The sequence below is a fragment of the Janthinobacterium sp. BJB301 genome, assembly GCF_002735685.1.
GTDB classification, from domain to species: Bacteria; Pseudomonadota; Gammaproteobacteria; order Burkholderiales; family Burkholderiaceae_D; genus Janthinobacterium; species Janthinobacterium lividum.
The window spans coordinates 2,265,146-2,286,017 of sequence record NZ_PDZJ01000001.1; the positions used below are offsets into that span (position 1 = coordinate 2,265,146).

General features: G+C 61.1%; 27 protein-coding genes. 18 read left to right on the top strand and 9 right to left on the bottom strand.

Features of this window, described 5'->3' with window-relative positions:
* Positions 1 to 35: 35 nt before the first annotated feature.
* Entirely contained in the window at positions 36 to 917 is an 882-nt protein-coding gene (locus CSQ91_RS28610) for a BRCT domain-containing protein (protein WP_143450994.1), read from the bottom strand.
* Positions 918 to 924: 7 nt separating this feature from the next.
* Positions 925 to 1,368 carry a helix-turn-helix domain-containing protein gene (locus CSQ91_RS09965; protein ID WP_099388153.1) on the bottom strand — a complete coding sequence of 148 codons (444 nt, stop codon included), beginning with the start codon at positions 1,366 to 1,368 and terminating at the stop codon, positions 925 to 927.
* A gap of 79 nt (positions 1,369 to 1,447) precedes the next feature.
* Between CSQ91_RS09965 and CSQ91_RS28615 the strand changes: the two genes are divergently transcribed.
* The 18 genes from CSQ91_RS28615 (at position 1,448) to CSQ91_RS10045 (ending at position 14,387) form a co-directional block, all read left to right on the top strand.
* A complete protein-coding gene (locus CSQ91_RS28615; RefSeq protein ID WP_143450995.1) occupies positions 1,448 to 1,651 on the top strand; it encodes a ribbon-helix-helix protein, CopG family in 204 nt (67 codons plus the stop codon).
* A 10-nt stretch (positions 1,652 to 1,661) separates the two neighbouring features.
* Positions 1,662 to 1,865 (top strand): hypothetical protein, encoded by a 204-nt coding sequence (locus tag CSQ91_RS09975; RefSeq protein ID WP_035820909.1) that lies wholly within the window; start codon positions 1,662 to 1,664, stop codon positions 1,863 to 1,865.
* Between the two features lie 37 nt (positions 1,866 to 1,902).
* The gene (locus CSQ91_RS09980; protein ID WP_035825591.1) at positions 1,903 to 2,091 is read left to right on the top strand and encodes a hypothetical protein; all 189 of its coding nucleotides are present in this window, start codon (positions 1,903 to 1,905) and stop codon (positions 2,089 to 2,091) included.
* Positions 2,088 to 2,351, top strand: a complete 264-nt coding sequence (locus CSQ91_RS09985) for an ogr/Delta-like zinc finger family protein (RefSeq protein WP_099388155.1) — start codon at positions 2,088 to 2,090, stop codon at positions 2,349 to 2,351. The genes CSQ91_RS09980 and CSQ91_RS09985 overlap by 4 nt, the downstream gene beginning before the upstream one ends.
* Positions 2,352 to 2,471: 120 nt before the next feature.
* On the top strand, positions 2,472 to 2,873 hold the full coding sequence (locus CSQ91_RS09990) for a hypothetical protein (protein WP_099388156.1): 402 nt from the start codon (positions 2,472 to 2,474) through the stop codon (positions 2,871 to 2,873).
* Between the two features lie 101 nt (positions 2,874 to 2,974).
* The gene (locus CSQ91_RS29205) at positions 2,975 to 3,328 is read left to right on the top strand and encodes a hypothetical protein (RefSeq protein WP_257217276.1); all 354 of its coding nucleotides are present in this window, start codon (positions 2,975 to 2,977) and stop codon (positions 3,326 to 3,328) included.
* On the top strand, positions 3,318 to 5,156 hold the full coding sequence (locus CSQ91_RS10000) for a replication endonuclease (protein WP_099388157.1): 1,839 nt from the start codon (positions 3,318 to 3,320) through the stop codon (positions 5,154 to 5,156). Before CSQ91_RS29205 ends, CSQ91_RS10000 begins: the two co-directional genes overlap by 11 nt.
* Positions 5,153 to 5,305, top strand: coding sequence for a hypothetical protein (locus CSQ91_RS28895; RefSeq protein WP_162995787.1), 153 nt, complete (start codon positions 5,153 to 5,155; stop codon positions 5,303 to 5,305). The genes CSQ91_RS10000 and CSQ91_RS28895 overlap by 4 nt, the downstream gene beginning before the upstream one ends.
* Positions 5,299 to 5,538, top strand: coding sequence for a hypothetical protein (locus CSQ91_RS10005; RefSeq protein WP_099388158.1), 240 nt, complete (start codon positions 5,299 to 5,301; stop codon positions 5,536 to 5,538). The genes CSQ91_RS28895 and CSQ91_RS10005 overlap by 7 nt, the downstream gene beginning before the upstream one ends.
* Positions 5,535 to 6,149, top strand: coding sequence for a hypothetical protein (locus tag CSQ91_RS10010; protein ID WP_217494653.1), 615 nt, complete (start codon positions 5,535 to 5,537; stop codon positions 6,147 to 6,149). The genes CSQ91_RS10005 and CSQ91_RS10010 overlap by 4 nt, the downstream gene beginning before the upstream one ends.
* Complete coding sequence (locus tag CSQ91_RS29210; protein ID WP_257217277.1) at positions 6,146 to 6,505, top strand: hypothetical protein; 360 nt, start codon at positions 6,146 to 6,148, stop codon at positions 6,503 to 6,505. Before CSQ91_RS10010 ends, CSQ91_RS29210 begins: the two co-directional genes overlap by 4 nt.
* Positions 6,506 to 6,510: 5 nt before the next feature.
* A complete protein-coding gene (locus tag CSQ91_RS29215; protein WP_257217278.1) occupies positions 6,511 to 6,984 on the top strand; it encodes a hypothetical protein in 474 nt (157 codons plus the stop codon).
* Between the two features lie 15 nt (positions 6,985 to 6,999).
* Positions 7,000 to 7,368, top strand: a complete 369-nt coding sequence (locus CSQ91_RS10020; protein ID WP_099388159.1) for a hypothetical protein — start codon at positions 7,000 to 7,002, stop codon at positions 7,366 to 7,368.
* Complete coding sequence (locus CSQ91_RS10025) at positions 7,365 to 7,637, top strand: hypothetical protein (RefSeq protein ID WP_257217279.1); 273 nt, start codon at positions 7,365 to 7,367, stop codon at positions 7,635 to 7,637. Before CSQ91_RS10020 ends, CSQ91_RS10025 begins: the two co-directional genes overlap by 4 nt.
* 169 nt (positions 7,638 to 7,806) lie before the next feature.
* On the top strand, positions 7,807 to 8,112 hold the full coding sequence (locus tag CSQ91_RS28620) for a hypothetical protein (RefSeq protein WP_143450996.1): 306 nt from the start codon (positions 7,807 to 7,809) through the stop codon (positions 8,110 to 8,112).
* A gap of 427 nt (positions 8,113 to 8,539) precedes the next feature.
* Complete coding sequence (locus CSQ91_RS10035; protein WP_034785839.1) at positions 8,540 to 8,941, top strand: hypothetical protein; 402 nt, start codon at positions 8,540 to 8,542, stop codon at positions 8,939 to 8,941.
* Positions 8,942 to 8,993: 52 nt separating this feature from the next.
* Positions 8,994 to 9,284, top strand: coding sequence for a hypothetical protein (locus tag CSQ91_RS10040; protein ID WP_099388162.1), 291 nt, complete (start codon positions 8,994 to 8,996; stop codon positions 9,282 to 9,284).
* Positions 9,285 to 9,344: 60 nt separating this feature from the next.
* Positions 9,345 to 14,387 carry a diguanylate cyclase domain-containing protein gene (locus CSQ91_RS10045; RefSeq protein ID WP_180278390.1) on the top strand — a complete coding sequence of 1,681 codons (5,043 nt, stop codon included), beginning with the start codon at positions 9,345 to 9,347 and terminating at the stop codon, positions 14,385 to 14,387.
* A 27-nt stretch (positions 14,388 to 14,414) separates the two neighbouring features.
* Here CSQ91_RS10045 and CSQ91_RS10050 read toward each other — a convergent pair whose 3' ends face one another.
* The 7 genes from CSQ91_RS10050 to CSQ91_RS10075 form a co-directional block, all read right to left on the bottom strand.
* Positions 14,415 to 15,914: a nucleobase:cation symporter-2 family protein gene (locus CSQ91_RS10050; RefSeq protein WP_257217281.1), complete on the bottom strand. Its 1,500-nt coding sequence runs from the start codon at positions 15,912 to 15,914 to the stop codon at positions 14,415 to 14,417.
* Positions 15,915 to 16,391: 477 nt separating this feature from the next.
* Complete coding sequence (locus tag CSQ91_RS28625) at positions 16,392 to 16,628, bottom strand: hypothetical protein (protein WP_143450997.1); 237 nt, start codon at positions 16,626 to 16,628, stop codon at positions 16,392 to 16,394.
* A gap of 155 nt (positions 16,629 to 16,783) precedes the next feature.
* On the bottom strand, positions 16,784 to 17,134 hold the full coding sequence (locus CSQ91_RS10055; RefSeq protein ID WP_099388164.1) for a hypothetical protein: 351 nt from the start codon (positions 17,132 to 17,134) through the stop codon (positions 16,784 to 16,786).
* Complete coding sequence (locus CSQ91_RS10060) at positions 17,131 to 17,628, bottom strand: glycoside hydrolase family 19 protein (RefSeq protein ID WP_099388165.1); 498 nt, start codon at positions 17,626 to 17,628, stop codon at positions 17,131 to 17,133. Before CSQ91_RS10060 ends, CSQ91_RS10055 begins: the two co-directional genes overlap by 4 nt.
* A 14-nt stretch (positions 17,629 to 17,642) precedes the next feature.
* Entirely contained in the window at positions 17,643 to 18,071 is a 429-nt protein-coding gene (locus CSQ91_RS10065) for a hypothetical protein (RefSeq protein WP_034785835.1), read from the bottom strand.
* 67 nt (positions 18,072 to 18,138) lie between these two features.
* Positions 18,139 to 20,028 carry a hypothetical protein gene (locus tag CSQ91_RS28630; RefSeq protein WP_143450998.1) on the bottom strand — a complete coding sequence of 630 codons (1,890 nt, stop codon included), beginning with the start codon at positions 20,026 to 20,028 and terminating at the stop codon, positions 18,139 to 18,141.
* Complete coding sequence (locus CSQ91_RS10075; RefSeq protein WP_099388167.1) at positions 20,028 to 20,858, bottom strand: hypothetical protein; 831 nt, start codon at positions 20,856 to 20,858, stop codon at positions 20,028 to 20,030. Before CSQ91_RS10075 ends, CSQ91_RS28630 begins: the two co-directional genes overlap by 1 nt.
* Between the last annotated feature and the right edge of the window lie 14 nt (positions 20,859 to 20,872).

Here is a 20,872-nt window from a genome sequence, read left to right on the forward strand (position 1 = left end):
TATGGCTGCTTATGACTGGGATCTTAGTTGGCAGACTATGGCCTCTTACGCCCACCCCATTGTTGGTTTTCCACTATCATTTTCTTGAAATTCAATTCCAAAATAACGCCAATCCCCATTGAATAAGCTTTGCTAAGTTGTGTAGTGCCAGCCAGCGGTCCAGCAATCAGAAAATTCAGCGAAGGGCTAAACCCCGTGTGTACCTGCCAACCTGCCGCCCTAGCCATTGACTCCAATTCGCAGCGTTTGGCATCTCTAAAACCTACAAAATATGCCGCTGTCTGCCATTGCTTTCGATTGGATTTATCCATTGGATAGCCTTTGATACCAACCGGGCGATGGGAGGCACCATCAGTAACGATTCTGTTATTGGGAAGGAGGCGCATTGCACTCGCCCATGTTCCGATACGTTGAATTTCTCCTGTCCTTAGCGAAGTCACCTTGCCACGAACACGCGGCAAAGAAAAAGTTCGTTTTCCCTGCCTTGCATGGCAATAACCTTCCAAATAATCCGCATCAACTGCCCATACTGAGACTTTCCGAGTTTCATAGCCCAAACCGTCTCGCCTCGGATACGAAAACTGGATTTCGTCGACATCTCCTGCTTCGCCTCGTGGCCCTCGCTTCGACTTTTTCTTTGCGCCTGATGAAACTTGAGCAGGCTGCACCTCAACTGCGACTTGCTTGAGTTGCGGAACACTCTCACTAGCAGAAGGAATTTTTTGCGGAGCCGCAATCCGCTCGGTTAGGCATGCAGGCTTTCTCACCTTTGCGCTTGATATGCATAGTTGAATATTTTTCCAAAGGAAGGCGCCCCGCTCGCCAGCGTCAATTACTCGCTTCCGAGGATTCCAGCTGCTGAAAATTATGCAGAACAAACAAGCAGCAATTACAATAAGCATAAGAAGGTGAATCATTTGCAGACTATTTTTCCTTTTTCCGTCCGCTGCCGGCCACATTAAAAGTCTGCGGCCCAATGATATTTCCCACGAAATTTTGGCCAATCTTGCCGTGGGTTTCAACGTGCGGGGTATTCCCTACGGAAGATGTTGTGGGCGTTGCCATGCGCATGCCGCCAATCATTCCAAGAACACCAGCTCGTCCACGTGCATCTAGGTTCCGGAAACCAGAAACTAACTCACTTTCATCTGCACTAAGTACAGCAGCTGAAACGCTGCCTGTCATCACATACCAAACGTCTACGCCAATTTCTAACAGCGCGCAGAGGTAGACAGCATCGGGAGAACGCTCATCTTTTTCATAGGAAATTTGAGCGCGTTTTTTGACCCCGCCGACCGCTGCGAAGTCATCTTGATTCATGCCCAAACGTTGACGCTCTTGCTTTAATCTTTCACCAAACATGCTCATACTCACATCTTTTTGTTGACTAGTGCGTTTTTGGACACTATAGTTACGCCATCCTGTAGCGATTACACATCATAACATTATGAAAAACGTATCCAATGCCAGGCGTATTGCTAAGGGCGTCACGACTAAGCCCCTTGGCGTCCGTCTGACGTCTGATGAGGTAGCCGAAGTAGAAGGCTACGCAGAGAAACTTGACCGGTCCCGCGCATGGTTCCTCCGCTTCCTGATCCTGCGCGGCCTCGCCGATTACAAGCGTGAACTCGCTTCCAAATCCATTCACTAAGGACAACGTCATGTACCCCGATGCAAAACGTATCCGCAGCCACCGCGTCATGCTGCGCCTGGACGATTACGAGCACCAGCTTGTTTCCTCGATCGCCAACTACCAGGGTGAAGAGCTTGCGGTGCTGGTGCGCCAGATCGTGATGCGTGAAGCCTTGGCCGTGATCGCCTTGGATGACGCCACCATCGACAGCGTACAGCGTCGCAGCGTTTAAACCGAGTCACTTTTGAGCAACTCTAAAGTTACAGAAAATGCCAGACCATCAAATTCACCTCAATGACGAAGAGCGCGCGGTGCTGGAACTCGTGCGCCAACGCCAGGGGCTGGCAAGTATCGATCAGGCGGCTGAATGGCTCGTCAAGTCGCGCTTACGCATACAGTCGAAAAACATGACGGGTCGCGGTCGCGCCCTGTACCAAGTGGAAAGAAAGCTGAAATGAGAGTCATCGGCCTGCCCTGCCCGCATTGCACCTACACCGTCCGCGCCGTCAAAAGCCGCATGATGTCCGCCATGTTCAAGGAAATCACCTATATGTGCCAGAACCCGGACTGCGGGCACGTCTTCGTGGCAGGCCTGGAAGTACTGCGCACCCTCTCGCTTTCCGCTATGCCAAAGCCGGATATCCGCATCCCGATGTCCCAGCATGCGCGCGCGGCAGCCACCAGCCAGCTGGCCCTGGACCTGACGGCGGGCTGCTGATGACTATCCCACTCCTCGCGCCGCCGTAGTCCGGCCGCCGTAACTCCCCTCTTTTGCTGTGCCCTGCTGCGCTCCCTTTTGAGCGTGCGGGATTCGTTCAACCTGAAATAAGGAAAACCGATGGAAACCACGCTGCACGCCCCCAGTCATGCCGACAAATTCTTGGCATCAAGCACGATCCGCCCGACCTTGCAAAACTGTATTGTCCCCGTGGCGCCAACGTGTTTTCTGCTGCAGGCCAGCGCAGGTATCGGCATCGCGACGCTGACCGCCCACATCCATGAGATTGCCAAGACCTATCACGCCTACGGCGCTGCCAATCTGACCTTCATCGTCAGCGATGCGCAGGCGCTGGAGCGTGACGGCTTTTTCGCGCCAGCCAAGCAGCGCGCCTTAGTCGGCAAGCTGCCCATTGAGGTGCACTACATTTTCGCCAACGAAGCGGGTTCCCGCCACTGCTGCGGCACATCGCACACGCTCCCGTGCGGGGCAGAACATTTTCTCAAGGCAGGGGCACGCTGATGCGGCGCCTGGCCAAAACCTGCGGCATCTGGCTGCTGTCGCTCCTGATCGTCATTACCCCCGGCGTGCTGCGGGCCATTGGCTTCATCAAGGACTGAACCATGCCGGCGTCCCTTATCGACAATCACCTGTCCTTCCAGCCTGCCGCCGAGATTCTGGCCGCACGCGACAAGGACCTGCCGACGCCACCGGGCGCCGGGCATGCGCTGGCCGCCATCGCCGAAGCCAAGGCCCAGCTACGCAGCATCAAGCCGCGCAACCTGGCGCCCTTTATGGCCCAGGCATGGGGATTATCGCCGCGCGGCGCGCGCCGTTCCGTGCTAATCGCCGCCGGGCTGGACGCCGACCGCTGGGAATCGCCCATCCATTCATTTACCGAGGAAGAGCGCATCGAACTGCGCGCCGCCACCTCTGCCGCTATCCGTGTGTACGAAAGACTGTTGAATGCAATCTAAACAAATCCTGCTGCCTGACGCCCAGCGTCACGAAGCGTTCTTGCGATCCGCCCAGTTCGCGCCCGAGCTGGCCCGCATTCCCTACAAATGGCGCAACCGCGTCATCACGGCCGCCATGGCCAAGATGGCCTGGTCGTCGTGGTACAAAATTTACGAGTCCATCGCCACCAGCTTTGTGCGCGAGTTCGCCGAGCAGTACGTGCCAGCCGGCGTCGACCTGTCGCAAAGCGACGCCGACATCGTGGCCACCGCCGAACGTGCGGCGGCCGGCGTGACTAAAATGCTGTGGATGGCTGTGTCCGACACGCACGCCCTGCAGATCATGGAAGACGAATGCGCCTCGTATGGCATCGAGCTGCCCGAATTCGACACGATGACCGACACCATCGCCCGCCTGGTGGATGCACGCTGGTGGCGCCGCCAGTTGCGCAAGCGCGTCAAGCGCGCCTTTGAAGCCGGCAATATCCGCCTGGGGTACGTGAACTATCGCGGCGAACCCTACGCCAGCAACGACGCCGTGCTGTCGCGCCTGGCGCAAAACCGCCGCAACGCGGCAGCGCTGGCCGCCACCCTGGTGCAAAACGAGAACGGTCAGCAATTCAGCATCGCCGAGCTGGCCGAGAAAACGACGGCCAACAAGGCCATACGGCGCGGCGAACTGATGTTGCGCATCAACGGCTTTGAGCAGATAGCCCGCGAATGCGGCGATCAGGGCATCTTTATCACCTGGACGTGCCCATCGCGCTTTCACGCCATGCAGCACAGCGGCAAGCCAAACGACAAGTTCGACGGTTCCACGCCGCGCGAGGCGAATGCCTACCTGGGCAAGATGACGTCGCTGTGCCGCTCCGCGCTGGCGCGCCGGGGCATCGGCCTGTACGGCTTTCGCATCGCCGAGCCGCATCACGATGGCTGCCCGCACTGGCATCTGCTGCTGTTCGTGCGCCCCACCGCGAAATACAAGACGGCCCACCTGCAGGACGTGGCCGGCCGCGCCATCCGCATCATGAAGCGCTACGCATGGCGCGTGGACCGTGGCGAACCGGGCGCCTTCGCGCGCCGCCTGGACGTCAAACGCATCGACTGGGCCAAGGGCAGCGCCGCCGGCTACATCGCCAAGTACGTGGCCAAGAACATCGACGGCGTGGCCGACCACAAAACGAAAGAAGGTTATGTCGTCACGGCCGACACCGAAGGCGATGTCGAGCTGACGCCATCGGCGCGCGTCGAGTCCTGGGCCGCCTGCTGGGGCATCCGTCAATTCCAGCAATGGGGCGGTGCGCCCGTCACCGTGTGGCGCGAACTGCGCCGCATCGAGGAAAGCATGCTCAACGAAGCCCCGGCCGCCATGCGCCGCGCCTGGGATGCCGTGCAAAAGATCGACGGCGAAAAGCGCGCCTGCTGGGCCGAGTACCTGCGCGCCCAGGGCGGCGCCCTGGTGCCGCGCAAGGAACTGGTCGTCACGTTGGCCAAGGACGAAAAAACCGTCATCGGCCGCTACGGCGAAACGCTGCGCACCACGCCCTACGGCGTGCGCTGCAGCGACCTCATAGGCGTGGTCTTCAAGTCCGTGCGCCATACGTGGACGCCGGTACAGGCCACAGGCGGGCGCGGGGTGGCTGTTGGGGTTGCCGTTCCTCGGACTCGTGTAAATAACTGTACGCACCCCGACCGCCCTGCCCCGGCCACGCCGTCGGCGGCGCCCGCGCCTGACCTGCCCGACGAGGCAAAAACAGCCGTGATTGCTGCCTGGGCGGCCGTCAACGCATGCCCGTGGCCCCGGCTGATCCTCCCCGACACCCCACCCCAAGAAGGAAATGGCACATGAGCACCTATGCCGTGATCGTTCGCACGCAAACCGAACGCTTTGAATACGCCGCGATTGCCGCTTCCAGCGGCGACGCGATCCAGGCCGCCCTCGACCACTTCGGCGTGTGCGGCGTTACCGCCAAACTGAAAGGAGCACCGCAATGCTGAACACCCTGACCAATTTACCGCGGCAAATCGCCCTGGGCGACCGCGTGACATTCGATACCGACGAAGGCTACCAGGCCGGCACCGTCAACGACCTGCGACGCGACGTGGGCAATGGCGAGCTGCACGCCTGGGTGGAACTGGACCACCAGTGGCCGGGCATGTTCCGGGCGGTGCCGCTGGGCGCCATCGAGGCGATCAAGAAATCAGCCGCGCCTGTCGGGTGCCCAACATGACAGCGGAACGCTCATTACCTGCCGTGGCGGCCTTGTTTGTGCGCGCCAATTCGATCTACAAGACCATGCCGGCGGTGGACGCCTGGGACGCGGAGCGCGACGCCCGCGCCTGGCCAGGTGGCGTGCCGGTGGTGGCGCATCCGCCTTGCCGCTCCTGGGGCACGCTGCGCCATCTGGCCAAGCCGCGCCCGGACGAAAAGGAACTCGCGGTGTGGGCCGTCGCCCAAGTCCGCAAGTTCGGCGGCGTGCTCGAGCACCCGAAGCGCTCGACCCTCTGGCCACACTGCAACCTGCCAGCGATCGGCGAGCGGGACAAATTTGGCGGCTGGACGTTGCCGATTTTCCAAAGCTCGTTTGGTCACCGCGCGGAAAAGGCCACCTTGCTGTACATCGTCGGCTGTGCGCCGGCTCAAATACCGGCCATGCCCATCGTCCTGGGCGACGCCTCGCATGTGATCGCCCCATCCGGCCGCAACCGCGCCGGCGAGCGGCGCCGGAAAGGCGATCCGGGCTGGCGGCCGGAATGTGGCAAGGCAGAACGCGAACACACGCCGCCCGAGCTGGCGCATTGGCTGGTCTCCCTGGCGCGACGCTGCATGGTGCCCGCATGAACAGCCCATTCCTGTTCGACGGCCCGGGCGTCATTTCGTTCAGCGGCGGCCGCACCAGCGGCATGATGCTGTGGATGACGATTCAGGCCTACGGCGGCACGCTGCCGGCTAACGTGGTGGTTTGCTTCGCCAACACCGGCAAGGAAGAGGAAGCGACCCTTGAATTTGTGCGCGACTGCGGCGAGCGCTGGGGCGTTCCAATCGTCTGGATAGAAAACCGTCCTCGCAACGAAGCGCGCGGCAAGGAATTTGCCATCGTGGACTTCACCACGGCGAGCCGTTCGCCGATCTGCACGACGAAAAGAAATTCCTCCCGAATCCTGTGGCGCGCTTTTGCACGGCAGAACTCAAGGTGAGGCCGATGCAGCGCTATTTGAAGTCGATAGGCCTGGTCGAGTGGACCACGTTTATCGGCATGCGCGCCGACGAGCCCATGCGCGTGGCGCGGCTGGCGAATCAGGACTACGGCAAGCACGAAGTGAAAGAAGCGCCCCTGGCGGCGGCCGGCCTGACCGTGGCCGATGTCAGCGCGTTTTGGGCAACACAAGATTTTGACCTGGGCCTACCGAATATGAGCGGCAAGACGATGCACGGCAACTGCGACCTGTGCTTCCTGAAAGGCGGCAACCAGGTGTTATCCCTGATCCGGGAAAAGCCCAGCCGCGCGCTGTGGTGGATACAGCAGGAAAAGAACGCCCAAACGGCCGGATCGGGTGCTGGCGGCTGGTTCCGCAAGGACAGGCCCAGCTACCAGGCGATGTATGACATGGCGATGAATCACGGGGAGCTGTTCCCGTTCGACGACGCTTTAACTGACTGTGGATGTACGGACTAGAAGGAGATTACGAAAATGGATCAATACAAGGAATTCTGCCGGCTGCGCGACTACCGCCAGCCCGGCGCAGAAGTGCCGCAACACACCGAAACCGAAGCATTCGCGTCGGCGATAGCTGGATATGCGGATCAGCGATACATGGCCCTGGCCGCGCGGCATGAGTCGGTACTCGATGGCGCAATTCTGATGGCTGAGGAATTTGCCGAAGCGCGCACCCCGGACGAGGGTGGCAACGCATTTCGGAACTATGCCGAAATCCTGCGCGGTTTAAGAAATGAACATGCGCTGTTCGCCAGCGTTGCAAAAGAACAACATCCGGTCAAGGCATTCCCGAACCCCACCACCACTATCGCTGCCACTACGGCAGCCAGGAGCACACAATGAATATGAACGAAACGGAATTCGTCGCCAAACTGGCTGTGGCCATCGATAAATTACAACGCCCCGCCATTCCGCTGGCGATTGACCTGTGGGATATCGCCACCATCGCGCAGTACTTGAAGCGCGAACCGGGGACCGTGCGGGAACGCATGGCGTGCCTTCCAAGCTTCCCGAAAGCTATCCGGCTGCCAACGTCGAAGGGGCATGCGCAGCCCCTGTATAATGCAAAGGACGTGATCGCCTGGGCCGAATCGTACCGAGAAAAGAATTAATTTCGTTTACGCCAAAATTACGCCAACGCCCCGGAAAGCCGCATTATTCAATAGGTTGAGTTTCCGGCTCCGCACTCAGAACAAAAATCGCATAGTAGTACAAAACCCACTTTTCTCTATTTTCATAGGGGAAGCGGGTTTTTTTCGTCTGTAGAAAACGAAACGCAAAATGCAGCATAGGGCACCGAAATACTGCTACCATTTGCCAAAATTTACCAATGGATTTACCAAAATCGCAGCTCCGGTCAAGAATGGCAAGATTTGGCGGCATCGCCTCATGGTCAAGGGTATTCGGGTGTCCGGCACCTTTGAAACAAAGGCGGCCGCTCTCGCCTGGGAGGCCGGCCAGCGCGTGCCGCTGGCCGACGGCAATCCACAACTGAACATACTGGATTTGCGTCTCGTCGACCGATTCGATCTCATGGCCTCACTAAATTTAGGCCTTTGCCCTTCAGTATTGCCACTTCGGGCTTAAACAACGGATCGCAACTACGGATTCGCATGTTGCCCCTGAACTTCCCCTAACAAGGATTGTGACCAGGTGATGCACAAGGCCCCAGCCTCCCCCTCAATAGTGAACAAGCCTTCGAGCGATACAAAGTCGCCCATTTCCTGCCTGATGATTTTGCGTCCTTGTATCGCCCCCGAATGGCAACCACAAACTGGCGAGTATTTGACCGCAAAAAATGGGCCTGGGGGAAGTCACCTTCAAAAAATACAGGCAACGTGGCATAGTTGCTACCGGCGAAGTCGTTTTTGAATTGATTCCGCTCAATATGGATTATCCAACGCTCTGAAACGATGAACAGGCCTGGTCACTATCGGCATTGTGACGAAGCATGGTCGGAAGACAAGGCGCCGGCAAACATAATGATTTTTCACAATAGCAATCTGAGGAAAGTATGAATTTAGAAAAAGAAATGCCATCATCCGCCGATCGCAGCATCGCTCCTGCTGTAGATAGAGCATTTGTCAGAAACCTGGCTGTTAAAAACTTTGAGGCGCTACAGGCAGCCGCCATCGCTGGGAAGAATACTCATCAACTAGCCCTTGATCAAAGCGATGAAATAGAGTCCTTCATCAAAACTCTGCCGCATGAAGATGGATCAAAATTCTCCGCTCTCTACGAACAGGAGTTGAATGCGGCTACCCAAGCCTCGATCGACAAGACCATTGCCATTAATTCACAAACTGCCAATCAACTTTTAGATAACGTTACAAAAACCAATAACGTCTATAAATGGATCAGCCTTATTGCCTTTTTCATTGTCCTAATCGGCTTTGTAAGGATGATAAAGAGCTAAAGCACCCCGCCACCGTGTGCGTACGCACGCGAATGTCGGCATCATGCATTGCATGAACGCCGACCTGTCCGGCCAAGCCATCATCCTGGCCGTGCCCGTAAAACAAGCAAGCGTCGCACGCGCACCCATCGACCAGGCCGGTTGCCGGCACCACTGCGTAGTGGAAGTGCCGGAATTCGTAACCATCGCCGCAACGCGCAACGAACATCTGGTCAGCCTGCTGCGTGAAGCCCAGCATGCGGCCGTCACAGCCCTGCCGGCTTTTATACAACACAGCCCATCGCACCACGTGCCCGCGCTCACTCCAACACTCCCTACTGATATAATACTAACAATCAACTAATATTCCGTAATGTGCGCCTCAGGGCTCCCGCAACTGTCTGTGTACCGCCAAGCCCAGCCCATGCGCTCCCTTTTCGACCACGAGATCATCAAACAGCTGCACAGCGGTGCCCGCTCGCGGGTTTACCGCGCCAGGGCCGCCGATGGCACGGCGCTGATCGTCAAGATGCCGAATCAGCCGTTCCCCTCATTTCAGCAACTGGCACAGTTCAAGCGCGAGTATGCGATCGCGCGCCGCTGCCGCCATCCGGGCGTGGCGCGTCCGCTGGCACTGCAGCTGCACGGCGGGCACTGGACGATGATTCAGGAAGATGCCGGCGGCCTGGCGCTTGACCAGGTGTTGCGCGCGCAGGTGGCGGCGCGCAGGACACCGTCGCAGCCCGCATTGGCGCTGGACGATTTTTTCGACATCGCGCTGCAACTGTGCGCGGCGCTGGACGAGGTCCATCGTCAGGGCGTGATCCACAAGGATATCAATCCCTCCAATCTGGTGTGGAACGGTACCCGGCGCCTGCTGCAACTGATCGATTTCGGCATCGCCTGTGAACTGCCCTCTGAAAGCCATGGCATCGTCAATCTCCAGACGCTGGAAGGCACGCTGCGTTACATGGCGCCGGAACAGACCGGGCGCATGAACCGGCGAGTCGATTGGCGCGCCGATTTCTATGCGCTCGGCGCCACCTTCTACGAACTGCTGGCCGGCCAGGCGCCGTTCGAGGCAGGCGACGAGATGGAACTCGTGCATTGCCACATTGCGCGCAGTCCTGACTGGTCGCACCCGGCGTTCGCAGACTTGCCTGGCCAGCTGCTGCCGATCATCCAGCGGCTGCTGGAAAAAAATGCCGATCAGCGCTACCAGAGCCTGCAAGGCTTGCGCAGCGACCTTGCAGCATGCCGCGCGAACAAGCCGGCGCAAGCGCTCAAGCTGTCCGACCACGACGGCCGCTTTCTCGTTCCGCAAACGCTGCATGGGCGCGAGGATGCCATCGCCGTGCTGCTGGCGGCGTTTGAACGCAGTGCCGCAGGCACGTGCGAGATGCTGCTGGTGGCCGGCCATTCGGGTATCGGCAAGTCGGCGGTCGTCAACGAGGTGCAAAAGCCCATCATCGCCCGGCGCGGCTGTTTCTTGTCGGGCAAATTTGACCAGCTCCAGCGCGACGTGCCGTATGCCTCGCTGATCCAGGCCTTCCAGGGGCTGGTGCGCCAGTTGCTCGGCCAGCCCGAGGAAACGCTGCGGCAGTGGTCCGCAAAACTGCACCAGGCCCTGGGCAGCGGCGTGGGCGTGATCGTCGAGCTGATTCCCCAACTGGCCTTGATCGTCGGCCCCACCGACGCGATGCCCGCATCGGCGCCGGCACAAGCCCAGCTGCGCCTGGACCGGCTGTTCCCCCGCTTCGTCGAAGTCTTCGCCTGCGCCGGGCATCCTCTGGTGCTGTTCCTCGACGACCTGCAATGGGCCGATGCGGCCACGCTGCGGATGATCGAACGGCTCATGGTCTCCTGCGACAGGAGCTGCATGCTGGTCATCGGCGCCTACCGCGACAACGAAGTAGGCGCCGCGCACCCGCTCATCGCGCTGCGCGACAAGCTGCTCGCCCGCGACGTACGCCTGTCGACGCTATTGCTGAACGCACTGACCGAGCCGCAGGTGGCGCAAATGGTATCGGCCACGGTGCGCGTGGCGGCCCACGATTGCGCGCCACTGACCAGCATCTGCTACCGCAAGACGGCCGGCAATCCCTTTTTCCTCAACCAGTTCCTCGTTGCGCTCAATGAGACAGGGCATCTGCGCTACCGGGCCGCCGACGACTGCTGGGACTGGGACTTGCCCGCGATTGAACAGGCCAAATACACAGATAACGTGGTCGAGGTGCTGCTGGAAAAAATCCGCCGCCTGCCCAGCGTAACGCAGCACCTGCTGCAACTGGCCGCCTCCAGCGGCAATCACTTTACGCTCGACGCGCTTGCGCTGGCAGCGGAGCGCGCTCCCCGGCAAACACAGCAGGACTTGTGGCCAGCACTCAGGGCGGGATTGATCCAGCCGCTCGACGAGCGCTATAAATACGTCAATGGCGACACCGCTGCGGGCAACAGCGGCGTCAGTTACCGCTTCCTGCACGACCGGGTGCAGCAGGCAGCCTACCTGGTCGCCGATGCCGCTACGCGCGTGGCCAACCATCTTCTCATCGGTCGCCTGCTCCTGCGGCATACGGCACCCGAGCGCCAGGACGAGACACTGTTTGACATCGTCGAGCAGCTCAACGCGGGGCGTGCGCTGATCGGCGATGCGGGCGAGCGCGCGCAGCTGGCGACGCTCAATCTCCAGGCCGGCGTCAAGGCACGGCGTTCTGCCGCGTTCCAGTCCACCCTGGAACACATGCGCATCGGTCTCGACCTTCTGCCGGCGGACGCATGGAACGTCCACGCCGGCCTCTGGATCGAACTGCAGCTGGGCGCGGCCGAAGCGGCCTACCTGTGTGGCCAGTTCGATGCCGCCGAGGCGATCTATCCACTGGTGCGCGCCCGTGCCTTGGACTCCTTGCAGCAGGTACGCTGCATTGCCATCCAGGCGCACCAGTATCAATTGCAGGGCCGTCTGCTCGACGCCATCGCCGTGCAGCGCGACGGCCTGGCGCTGCTGCACATCGACATTCCGCACGATGTGGCGCACATGAAGGCGCGCTTCACCGACATTCTCACCGATATCGGGCGGCAGCCAGGCGCGCATGCGCCCGCGACCTTGCTGGAAGCCGGCGACATGTGCGAGCCGGATGCGGTGGCCGCGATGCAGATGATGCAGGGCCTGTGGATGGCCAGCTACTATGCCGGCCAGCAGGATCTCAGCGCGCTGATGGTGGTGTCGATGACGCGCCTGTCCATGCAGCGGGGGAACAGCGATTTCAGCGCTGTCGCCTATGTCGGTTACGCGATGATGCTGGCGCTGTACAGCGGCGACGTCGCGCGCGGCTATCACTTCGGCGCGATGGCGATGGCGCTGGCCAGGCGCCGCGCCAACCTGCAGACGCGCACCCTCACGGGCCTGATGTTCGGCGCGCTCAGCAACCACTGGACGCAACCGCTGCGCGGCTCGGACGCCCTGTACGAAGAAGCGTTTGGCTGGGCGCTGGAAATCGCCGATTTCGTGCAGGTCGGCGTGGTGGCCGCCGTGCGCGCCACCGACCGGATCATCCTCGGCGACTACCTGCCGCACCTGATGCACGACATCGAGCACGACCTGGCGCTGATGCGCGCCAATGGCCAGCAGGCGATGGCCGATTGCTGCGTCGCTGCCGCGGTCCAGCCGATCAAGTGCCTGATGGGCCTCCTGCCCCGCCATGACAGTTACGACGATGCGGCCTTCAGCGAGGCGCGCTTCCTCGCACAATATGGCGAGTCGCACCTGTACCGCGCCTACTTCCTGCAAGGGAAGATCCGCAACGCCTACCTGTTCGACGGCGCCGACGCCGAACTGCTGGCCGGCCAGCTGGGCATCGTCACGCAGATCATGCGCGGCCAGGCCAAGGTTGCCGAATGCAGCTTCTACGCCGCGCTGATCCTGATCCGCGCGTTGCGGCGCGCTCCTGCGCGCGCCGACACGGGCGATATGCTGACAGTGATCGGCACGCTGCAGGCGAGTCTCACCGGGTGGGCCAGGCAAGGCTCGGACAATAGCGACGCCAAACATCTGCTGGTGATGGCCGAGATGGCACGCTACCGCGAAGATCTGCCGCTGGCCACGCGCCTTTATCAGCAGGCGATCGACGCCGCCGGCCTGGCAGGCTACGTCAACATGCAAGCGCTGGGCAACGAACTATGCGGCGAATGCTGGCACGACCAGGGACAGGCGCGCGTGGCCGCCGTATTCATCCGCGACGCCATCGCGCATTACGGCCAGTGGGGCGCGGAGGGCAAAGTGGCGCAGCTGCAGCGGCGCCACGCCGCGCTGCTGTCAAGGATGGACGGCCGCAGCACGCAGCGGCATTCCGTCTCCCACACGCACGGCAGTTCAGCGCTCGACCTGGTATCGCTGCTGAAGGCGGCACAAATCCTGTCGAACGAAGTCGGCCTGCGCAACGTGCTGACACGCCTGATCTCCATCGTGTGCGAGAACGCAGGCGGCCAGGTAGCGCGCCTGCTGCTGCTATCCGAAGGCAGCTACCGGCTGGAGGCCAATCTCGATGGCGACGCCACCACCGTCCTGCAATCCCGGCAGATCGACCTGAACGCCGCCAGCGATCCGCAATTTCCGCTGTCGTTGCTGCGCTACGTCATCCGCACTGGCGCCGAGGTGATCGAGGATTGCATCACGGGCGCCTCGCGCTTTGCCGCCGACCCGTACGTGCAGTTGCAGCGGCCGCGCGCCGTCATGTGCCTGCCGATACGGCACGGCGGCCAGATCGACGGCATCCTGTACTTCGAGAACCGGCTGGCCGACGCCTCGTTTACGGAAGAACGCGTCGCATTCCTGCGCATGCTCGGCGCACAGGCGATGATCTCGATCTCCAGCGCCAGGCTGCATGACAGCCTGGAGCGGCGCGTTGCCGAACGCACGGAACAGCTGGAAGACGCCAACCGCAAACTGGCGACCCTGTCCATCACCGATGGCCTGACGGGCTTGTCGAACCGGCGCCATTTCGACGACGTGCTGCGCACCGAATGTGCGCGTGCCACGCGCGTCGGCCAGCCCCTCGCCGTCATCATGCTCGATGTCGACTACTTCAAGCTATTCAACGACCGTCACGGCCACCAGGCTGGCGATACCTGCCTGGTCCGAGTCGCGCAGGCGCTGGCGGCCGGCATGCGGCGCGCGGGCGACCTGACGGCGCGCTACGGCGGCGAAGAGTTTTCTATCGTGCTGCCAAATACCGGTACGGACGAAGCGCAGCAGATCGGCGAAGCGCTGCGGCGCGCCATTGAAGATCTGGGCATCGTCCACGCGAGTACGCAGACGCAACAGGTGACGATCAGCGTCGGCATCGCGATCCAGCTGGCGCCGGGCGCCGCCGATCCGGACGCCCTGCTGCGCCTGGCCGATGCCGCGCTGTACCAGGCCAAGGATGCGGGACGCAATTGCGTGGTGCAGCGGATTCTGCCGCCTGGCTGACCGGCATTCACGGTACGGGATGGCTCCTCAATCGCTGCCATGACTGTTCGCGCGCGCCTGCTCCTGCGCCTTTTCCTGCGACGCCACTCCATTAAAGAACAGATTGAGCAGAACGGCGACGATGGCAGCGAGCAGGATGCCGCTGTGTAGCAGCGGCGACAGGGCCTTGGGCATGTGCTGCGCGTATTGCTCGGCCACCAGCGGCAGCATGCCGAAGCCGATCGACAGGGCCACGATGAACAGGTTGTTGCGGTTGCTCTTGTAGTCGACGCCAGCCAGGATGCGGATGCCGGTGGCGGCGACCATGCCGAACATCACCAGCCCTGCCCCGCCCAGCACGAACGCCGGCACGGCTTCGGCCGTCTGCGCGATCTTTGGAATCACGCCCATGACGAGCAGGATGATGCCGGCCGCGACGCAGACCCAGCGGCTGCGCACGCCCGTTACGCCCACCAGGCCCACGTTTTGCGAGAACGAGGTGTACGGGAAGGTATTGAAGATGCCGCCAATCAAGGTGCCCAGGCCATCGACGCGCAAGCCGCGGCTGATATCGGCCTGCGTGATGTGCTTGTCCGTCATTTCTCCCAGCGCCAGAAACATGCCCAGCGACTCGATCATGACGACGATCATCACCAGGCTCATCGTGACGATGGCAACCACGTCGAAGGTCGGCATGCCGAACTGGAATGGCGTGACGATGGCAAAGGCCTTGGCGCTGGCCACCTTGGCGAAATCGGCCTTGCCCAGGGCAAACGACAGGGCCGTACCGGCGATGATGCCGATCAATACCGCAATATTCGACAGGAAACCGCGGCCATACTTGGCCACCAACAAGATGACAGCCAGCACGAAGAAGGCGATGCCCATGTTATCCAGCGCGCCATAACCGGGGTTGGCAATCATGGGCACGGGACCGGCTGGCGCGGGCAAGCCGGCCGCCGTGGCGGCAGCGGCCATCTTGACGAAGGCAGGATCGGCAATCTGGGCCATGGCCGGCGGCCCGCCCATGGCCCAGTTGACGCCCACGCGCATCAGCGACACGCCGATCACGGCAATGATGCTGCCCGTGACCACGGGCGGAAACAGGGCCAGCAGGCGGCTGATGAAGGGAGCGATCAGCATGGACACGACGCCGGCGCCGATCACGGCGCCAAAGATGCCGGTGATGCCCAAGGCCGGATTGTTCGCCATGGCCAGCATGGGACTGACGGCGGCAAAGGTCACGCCCATCATCACGGGCAGGCGGATGCCGAAGTACTTGCCTATCCCCAGGGACTGGATCAGGGTCACGAGGCCGCAGCAGAAAAGATCGGCACTGATCAGCGCCGCCACCTGCTCGGGCGGCAGCTTGAGGGCGCGGCCGACGATCAGCGGCACGGCGATGGCGCCCGCATACATGACGAGCACATGCTGCAAACCTAGGGTGAACAGCTTGCCGGCTGGCAGGATTTCATCGACGGGCGATAGCACGGCAGGCGTGGCGCCCGGCACGCCGCGGTGGATGGATTTCAGATGGGGAGTGGCCATTTACGCTCCATTTCCTGGGTTACCGCGGCCCGGATGGGCGCAGATGAAAGGGAAAAGCAAGAGAGAAACGGGACGACAGGAACGCACTAGCGGCGGATGATGCATGCGAAGCTCCTTGGATGGGACGACCAAGGAATACCATGCATGCATCGTGCCAGGTAAATTGTATACAGGAATTGTGCCGAAATAGCATCGCGGCTGAAAAAATCCGCGGCTGGACGCGCTGCCGTGCACTGTTTTCTGGCGCGCCGGCACGCGGCCGCACCAGAAGGCAGCATCGGAAGCGGCGTCCAGACCTGGCACGACGAAGCGGCATCAAGGTCTGGGACTCTGGGTCTATGGGACTCTGGCATGGCGAGTGGCGCCAGGCGACGACCTCAGGGGATCACGCGCGGCGCAAGCAAGCTGCAAGCCAACTGCAAACAGCCGCAGGCCAGCCGTAGAGCAGCCGCCGACGTCGTTGCGCAACAATCGACGCTAGCTGCCGGCACAGCCATCCATCAGCGCTTCCAGCTGCCGCACATAGGCCGCGCGCAAGTGTTCACGCGCCAGCAAGGCTTGCACTTGTTCAAAAATGCCATGCTGCGGCACGGTTGGCAAGACGGGTGCCGCAGGACGAACGGCGATACAGGGCACGCCGATGGGCAGCCTTTCCGCCGCGGCTTCCAGCTTTGCCCCACCGGCCGCGCAGCCACCCAGCAGCCCAGCAAGCACGCAGACCAATACACAGGCCCATGAACAGGTCAGTGAATGGGGCGGTGTATTGGTCAGTGAGCAGGCTGATGAGCAAGCCCGTGCGCCAGCCCATAAACAAGCCTGCAAGTAGCCCCAGACCCGCAGCAGCGCTGGCGCACTCGTCATTGCCGCCCTCATGGCGTCCCGCCAGCGGGTCTTCCAGCCATTTCACTGGCGATCAGCACCTCGGCCGCCTGGCAAGCATCATCATCCGGCTGCAGCGCCAGAATGCGCGCCGCTGCCGCCTGGGCGTCTGCTTGCCCAGCCTGCGCACTGGCCAATGCCTGCCGGGCACTTGCCGACCGTCGCGCTCCCTCCTCCCGCATCGCATTCAGGGCCTGGGTCTGGCGCTTCAACACGGCTTGCACCTCCAGCACCTGTGCCGCGCATGCGGCACGACCCGCCTCATGCCCCCAGCGCTGGGCGCAAAACACGGCGGCCCCCAGCAACAGCAGCATGGCCAGCACAAGCAAGGGCGGCTTCATGCCAGCACCTTGCGTGCTGCTGCATACAAAGCCAGGCGCTCGGCCAGGCCGTTCACGCCACCGTTGATGCGGCGCGTAACGCGCTCCTGGTCGCCCGCGTCGGCCAGCCGGTTCAAGCCGCGCGATTGCCAGAACCAGCCCGCCGAGCGGCAAGCGGCAGTCGTTTGCTCCAGCAACTGCGGCGCCGCCAGCAAGTCCAGGTTCAGCGCCACGCCGCACGCGGCATAGTTGGCGCGCCCCGTCACCTGCAGCAAGCCGCGTCCCTTGAAGCGCACGCCATCGCCAGCAATCACATTGCCCAAGTCCGCCCGCCCTTCATAGGCCGCGCCGCTGGCCAGTTCGCGCACATAGCGCAACTGTCCCGATTCGTGGCCCACCTGCGCCAGGAATGACGCCCGGCGCTGCGGCGTATCAATGCTGAACTCGGCCATCGCCGCATTCAGAGGTGCCAGGAACAGCGTAGCGCGGCGGCCGGCCAATGGCATGATCTGCATCAATTGGGCGCCTGTCACAGCATGCCCCGCACATCCTTGACGGCAGCGGCCGCATCAGCCGCCAGTTCGCCGATATCCTTGCCGCGCCGCTTATCGAACCAGCGCACGCAGGCGCCCAGTACCCACCAGGCGGGCAAGCCGGCCGCCACCATCAGCGGCGCGGCGATGAATAAAAACCCCGTGGCCGGATCGCCGCCATACAAGCCCGCCACGGTCTTCGCGCTGTCGAACAGGCTGGGCCACCACGACAGCACGGCGGCCACGAGCACGGGACCGAGAAAGGTGGAAATGATGATGCTGGAACAAAAACGGATAAATGCCTCCTTGGTGGATTGGGGCCACATGAACATGAAGCCCAACGACGTGGCAGCGGCGCCTGCCAGCACGGGCACGCCAAACAGTTTGATCAATGCGCCGCCGGCGGCGGTGGTTTCGAGGGCCATGGTTGCCTTTCAGGTGGTGGAAATGAAAAAACCCGCCGAAGCGGGTTTGAGAGGGATTACTGCCTGGTCACACGGCCTTGACCATCACATAAGCCCGGCCATCCGGCTCGATCGAGATCACGCGGCCGACTGCATGCAGGTACTGCTTCATGGTGATATCGTCCTTGTGCACAGCAATGCCCTGGATGCCCGCGCCGTCCTGCACGGGCACGATGTAGTCGCCTGGCTGGGTACCCAGCACGTTGACCGGTACGCGGCCTGCGATGGCGATGCGGTCGACCTTTTGACGCTCGACCTCCAGCGCCGCGTCGAAGGTGGCCATGGCCTCGGCATCCTGCTGCACGGCGATGTTGTGGGCGGCCAGCGCGGCGGTGTAGGCGGCGTGCTTTTCCGCCCATTCTTCATCGGTGTCGCCGGGTTCGGTTACCACGTCCTCATATTCCGGTGGGTTGGTGCCGGGCACTGGCTGCTGCGCGAGCACGTCGACGCGCCGCAAGGGTTGGGTCGGCGCTGGTCCTGCCTGGGGCGATGGGCGCGATCCTACGTCACTGGCCCAGGAATCGCCACCGACGAACGAGGGCGCGGTCGATTTGATCGAGAACATGACGGCATCGACCCACTTGTCGGTGATCTGGTTATCCGCAGTGATGCCAATTATTTGGCCGGCGGCGACAACGCCGCAGCGCAGGCTTTTGAAAATGTATTCGGCATAATCGTTACCGCCTGTATTTACAGTACCTGCAAAGTTACCACTGCGGCCTGTAGGTGGATGTACGCCTACATAGAAAACCGACGGCGAACCGGCCCAACCACCTACACCGCTAGATGCCCGAATCCCAACACACGGCTGTCCAGCGCCTTCCTTGCCAATGTAGATGATTTCCGCGTTTGTGGCAGACGTAGATGGGCACGAAATGTTATGAATTAGCTGCGAGGTATTAGAACTGCCTGCTTTCAGCAAGGGTACATACACCTGCCCATTGCCTGTAATAGAGAACAGTGGTGGGGTAAAGTTTCCCGAACCCACGTCACGAGCCTTTAGCGTCAGTTTGTATCCCAGCGCAAATGGGCTGGCATTTTCACCTACGGATACCACAGCATTGAAGAAGCCGGCGTATGAGATACCCGTATTGCCGGATACACCAATACGAAGGGCTTCTGCCTCTTGTTTAGCTGCCATTGAGTGCGCTTTTGGCGCGCCTGCAAGGTACGACACTGAAGACGTGTTACCGTCTTGCGCACGCACTTCGACAATGCTGTCAAAGCTCGTACCTTGCAGAGTGGTTGGGGCGTTACCCATACCACGCGAACGAGGGGAGCGATACAAAGGCTCCGATGGGCTTGCGGAACTATCCCATACTGGCGTGCCAGTCACTGTGTCCACCGCTACTGGGCTGGTATAGGTAGCGATCTGCATTCCCATCAATTGGAACGATGCCTGAGCAAAACCACCTGCCAAAAAGAACAGGTACACCGAGACTTTGCCATCTGATTCCAAGTACGCCAAGAATCGTACATTAAGCGGGATGAAGCGGCTGGACGACCATTCGACGTTCACACCTTCAACTGCCGTAGCGACACGACTGCCAATGATGATAGTCATTGCTGTCAAATCATAAGCGCCCCACCCCCCTACCATTGCATCAATACGCAGCGATGAGTACGTACTGGAAGCCGTAGGCTCCAAGGTTGCGATTTTATACAGACGCTGACCTTGACCACCTTGCAGGTAGTTGTATCCATACTTGTTCGCCATCCCTTCACCAATACTGATAGGGAATTGTGACTTAATTGGCGTTGCACTATCAATCCACGCGGCATCCATATAGCCATTCGGCCCACCAAGCGGCGACCGCCCCACGGCTGGCGCATACGACGCCACCACGGCGCCCCGTCCAGCCAGCTCGTTCAAGCGCTGGATCGTGTCCTTCTGTCCATAATAAAAAAAATCGCTCATTACAACTCCTCTATTTCAATGTTGGTGGCATAAGCCTGGAAAGATGGCGTCGTGATGGCGGCCAGGTTGGCCAGACGGCCATACACCTGGTGTGCCTGCTCCAGTTCGACATCGTTGCTATCCGGATACATGCTGGCGAAAAGCGGGCGCGACAGACCGTTGCCGCGCACGATGCGCCATAGTTCTGCACGGTCCAGCGGCGTCATGTGATCGAGCGCCAGCGACAGTTTGCGGTACATCACACCCCGTTCCACCTTCTGTTCGCCAGCGCCGTTACGGTATTGGGTGCTGGTGTCGACCGGTGTAATACCAGCGCCATACGAGGCGTTCTGCTCGGGACTCCAATATGCCCCTGCGACCAGGCGCGCGGCCTCGATGTAGCCGGCAGGATTGCCGGGGTCGGCCAGGTCGATCACCAGCTTCCTGATGCTGCGCATCTGGAACCAGCAACGGGCGTAGGTACCGCCGCCGTAACTGTAGGCATTCAAGCCCAGCGGCAACGCGCCCCAATCCCACATGCCCAGCCGCGCATACTCACATGCAGGCATGACGCCCGTATCGAATGCAGGCGCAATGTTGCCGGGCTCGATGTAGCCGCGCACGCGGATGGTTGCCCCTGGGGTCAGGTTGCAAAACGGCAGGGCCACGCCACCGACAATTTCCGGTGACAGCCACGTTGCCGTGATGGCCAGCGCAGCACCGATTGAACGTAAAACCGAAGATTTTCCTTCCCGCTGCAAATTGGCCGGCCCCAAGGTGCCGGCCTGGCTCGATGCCGTCAACACAGCACGGTCGGCGGCATTGTCATAGATGATGCGAAGATTTTTCATATAAATTCCAGCAA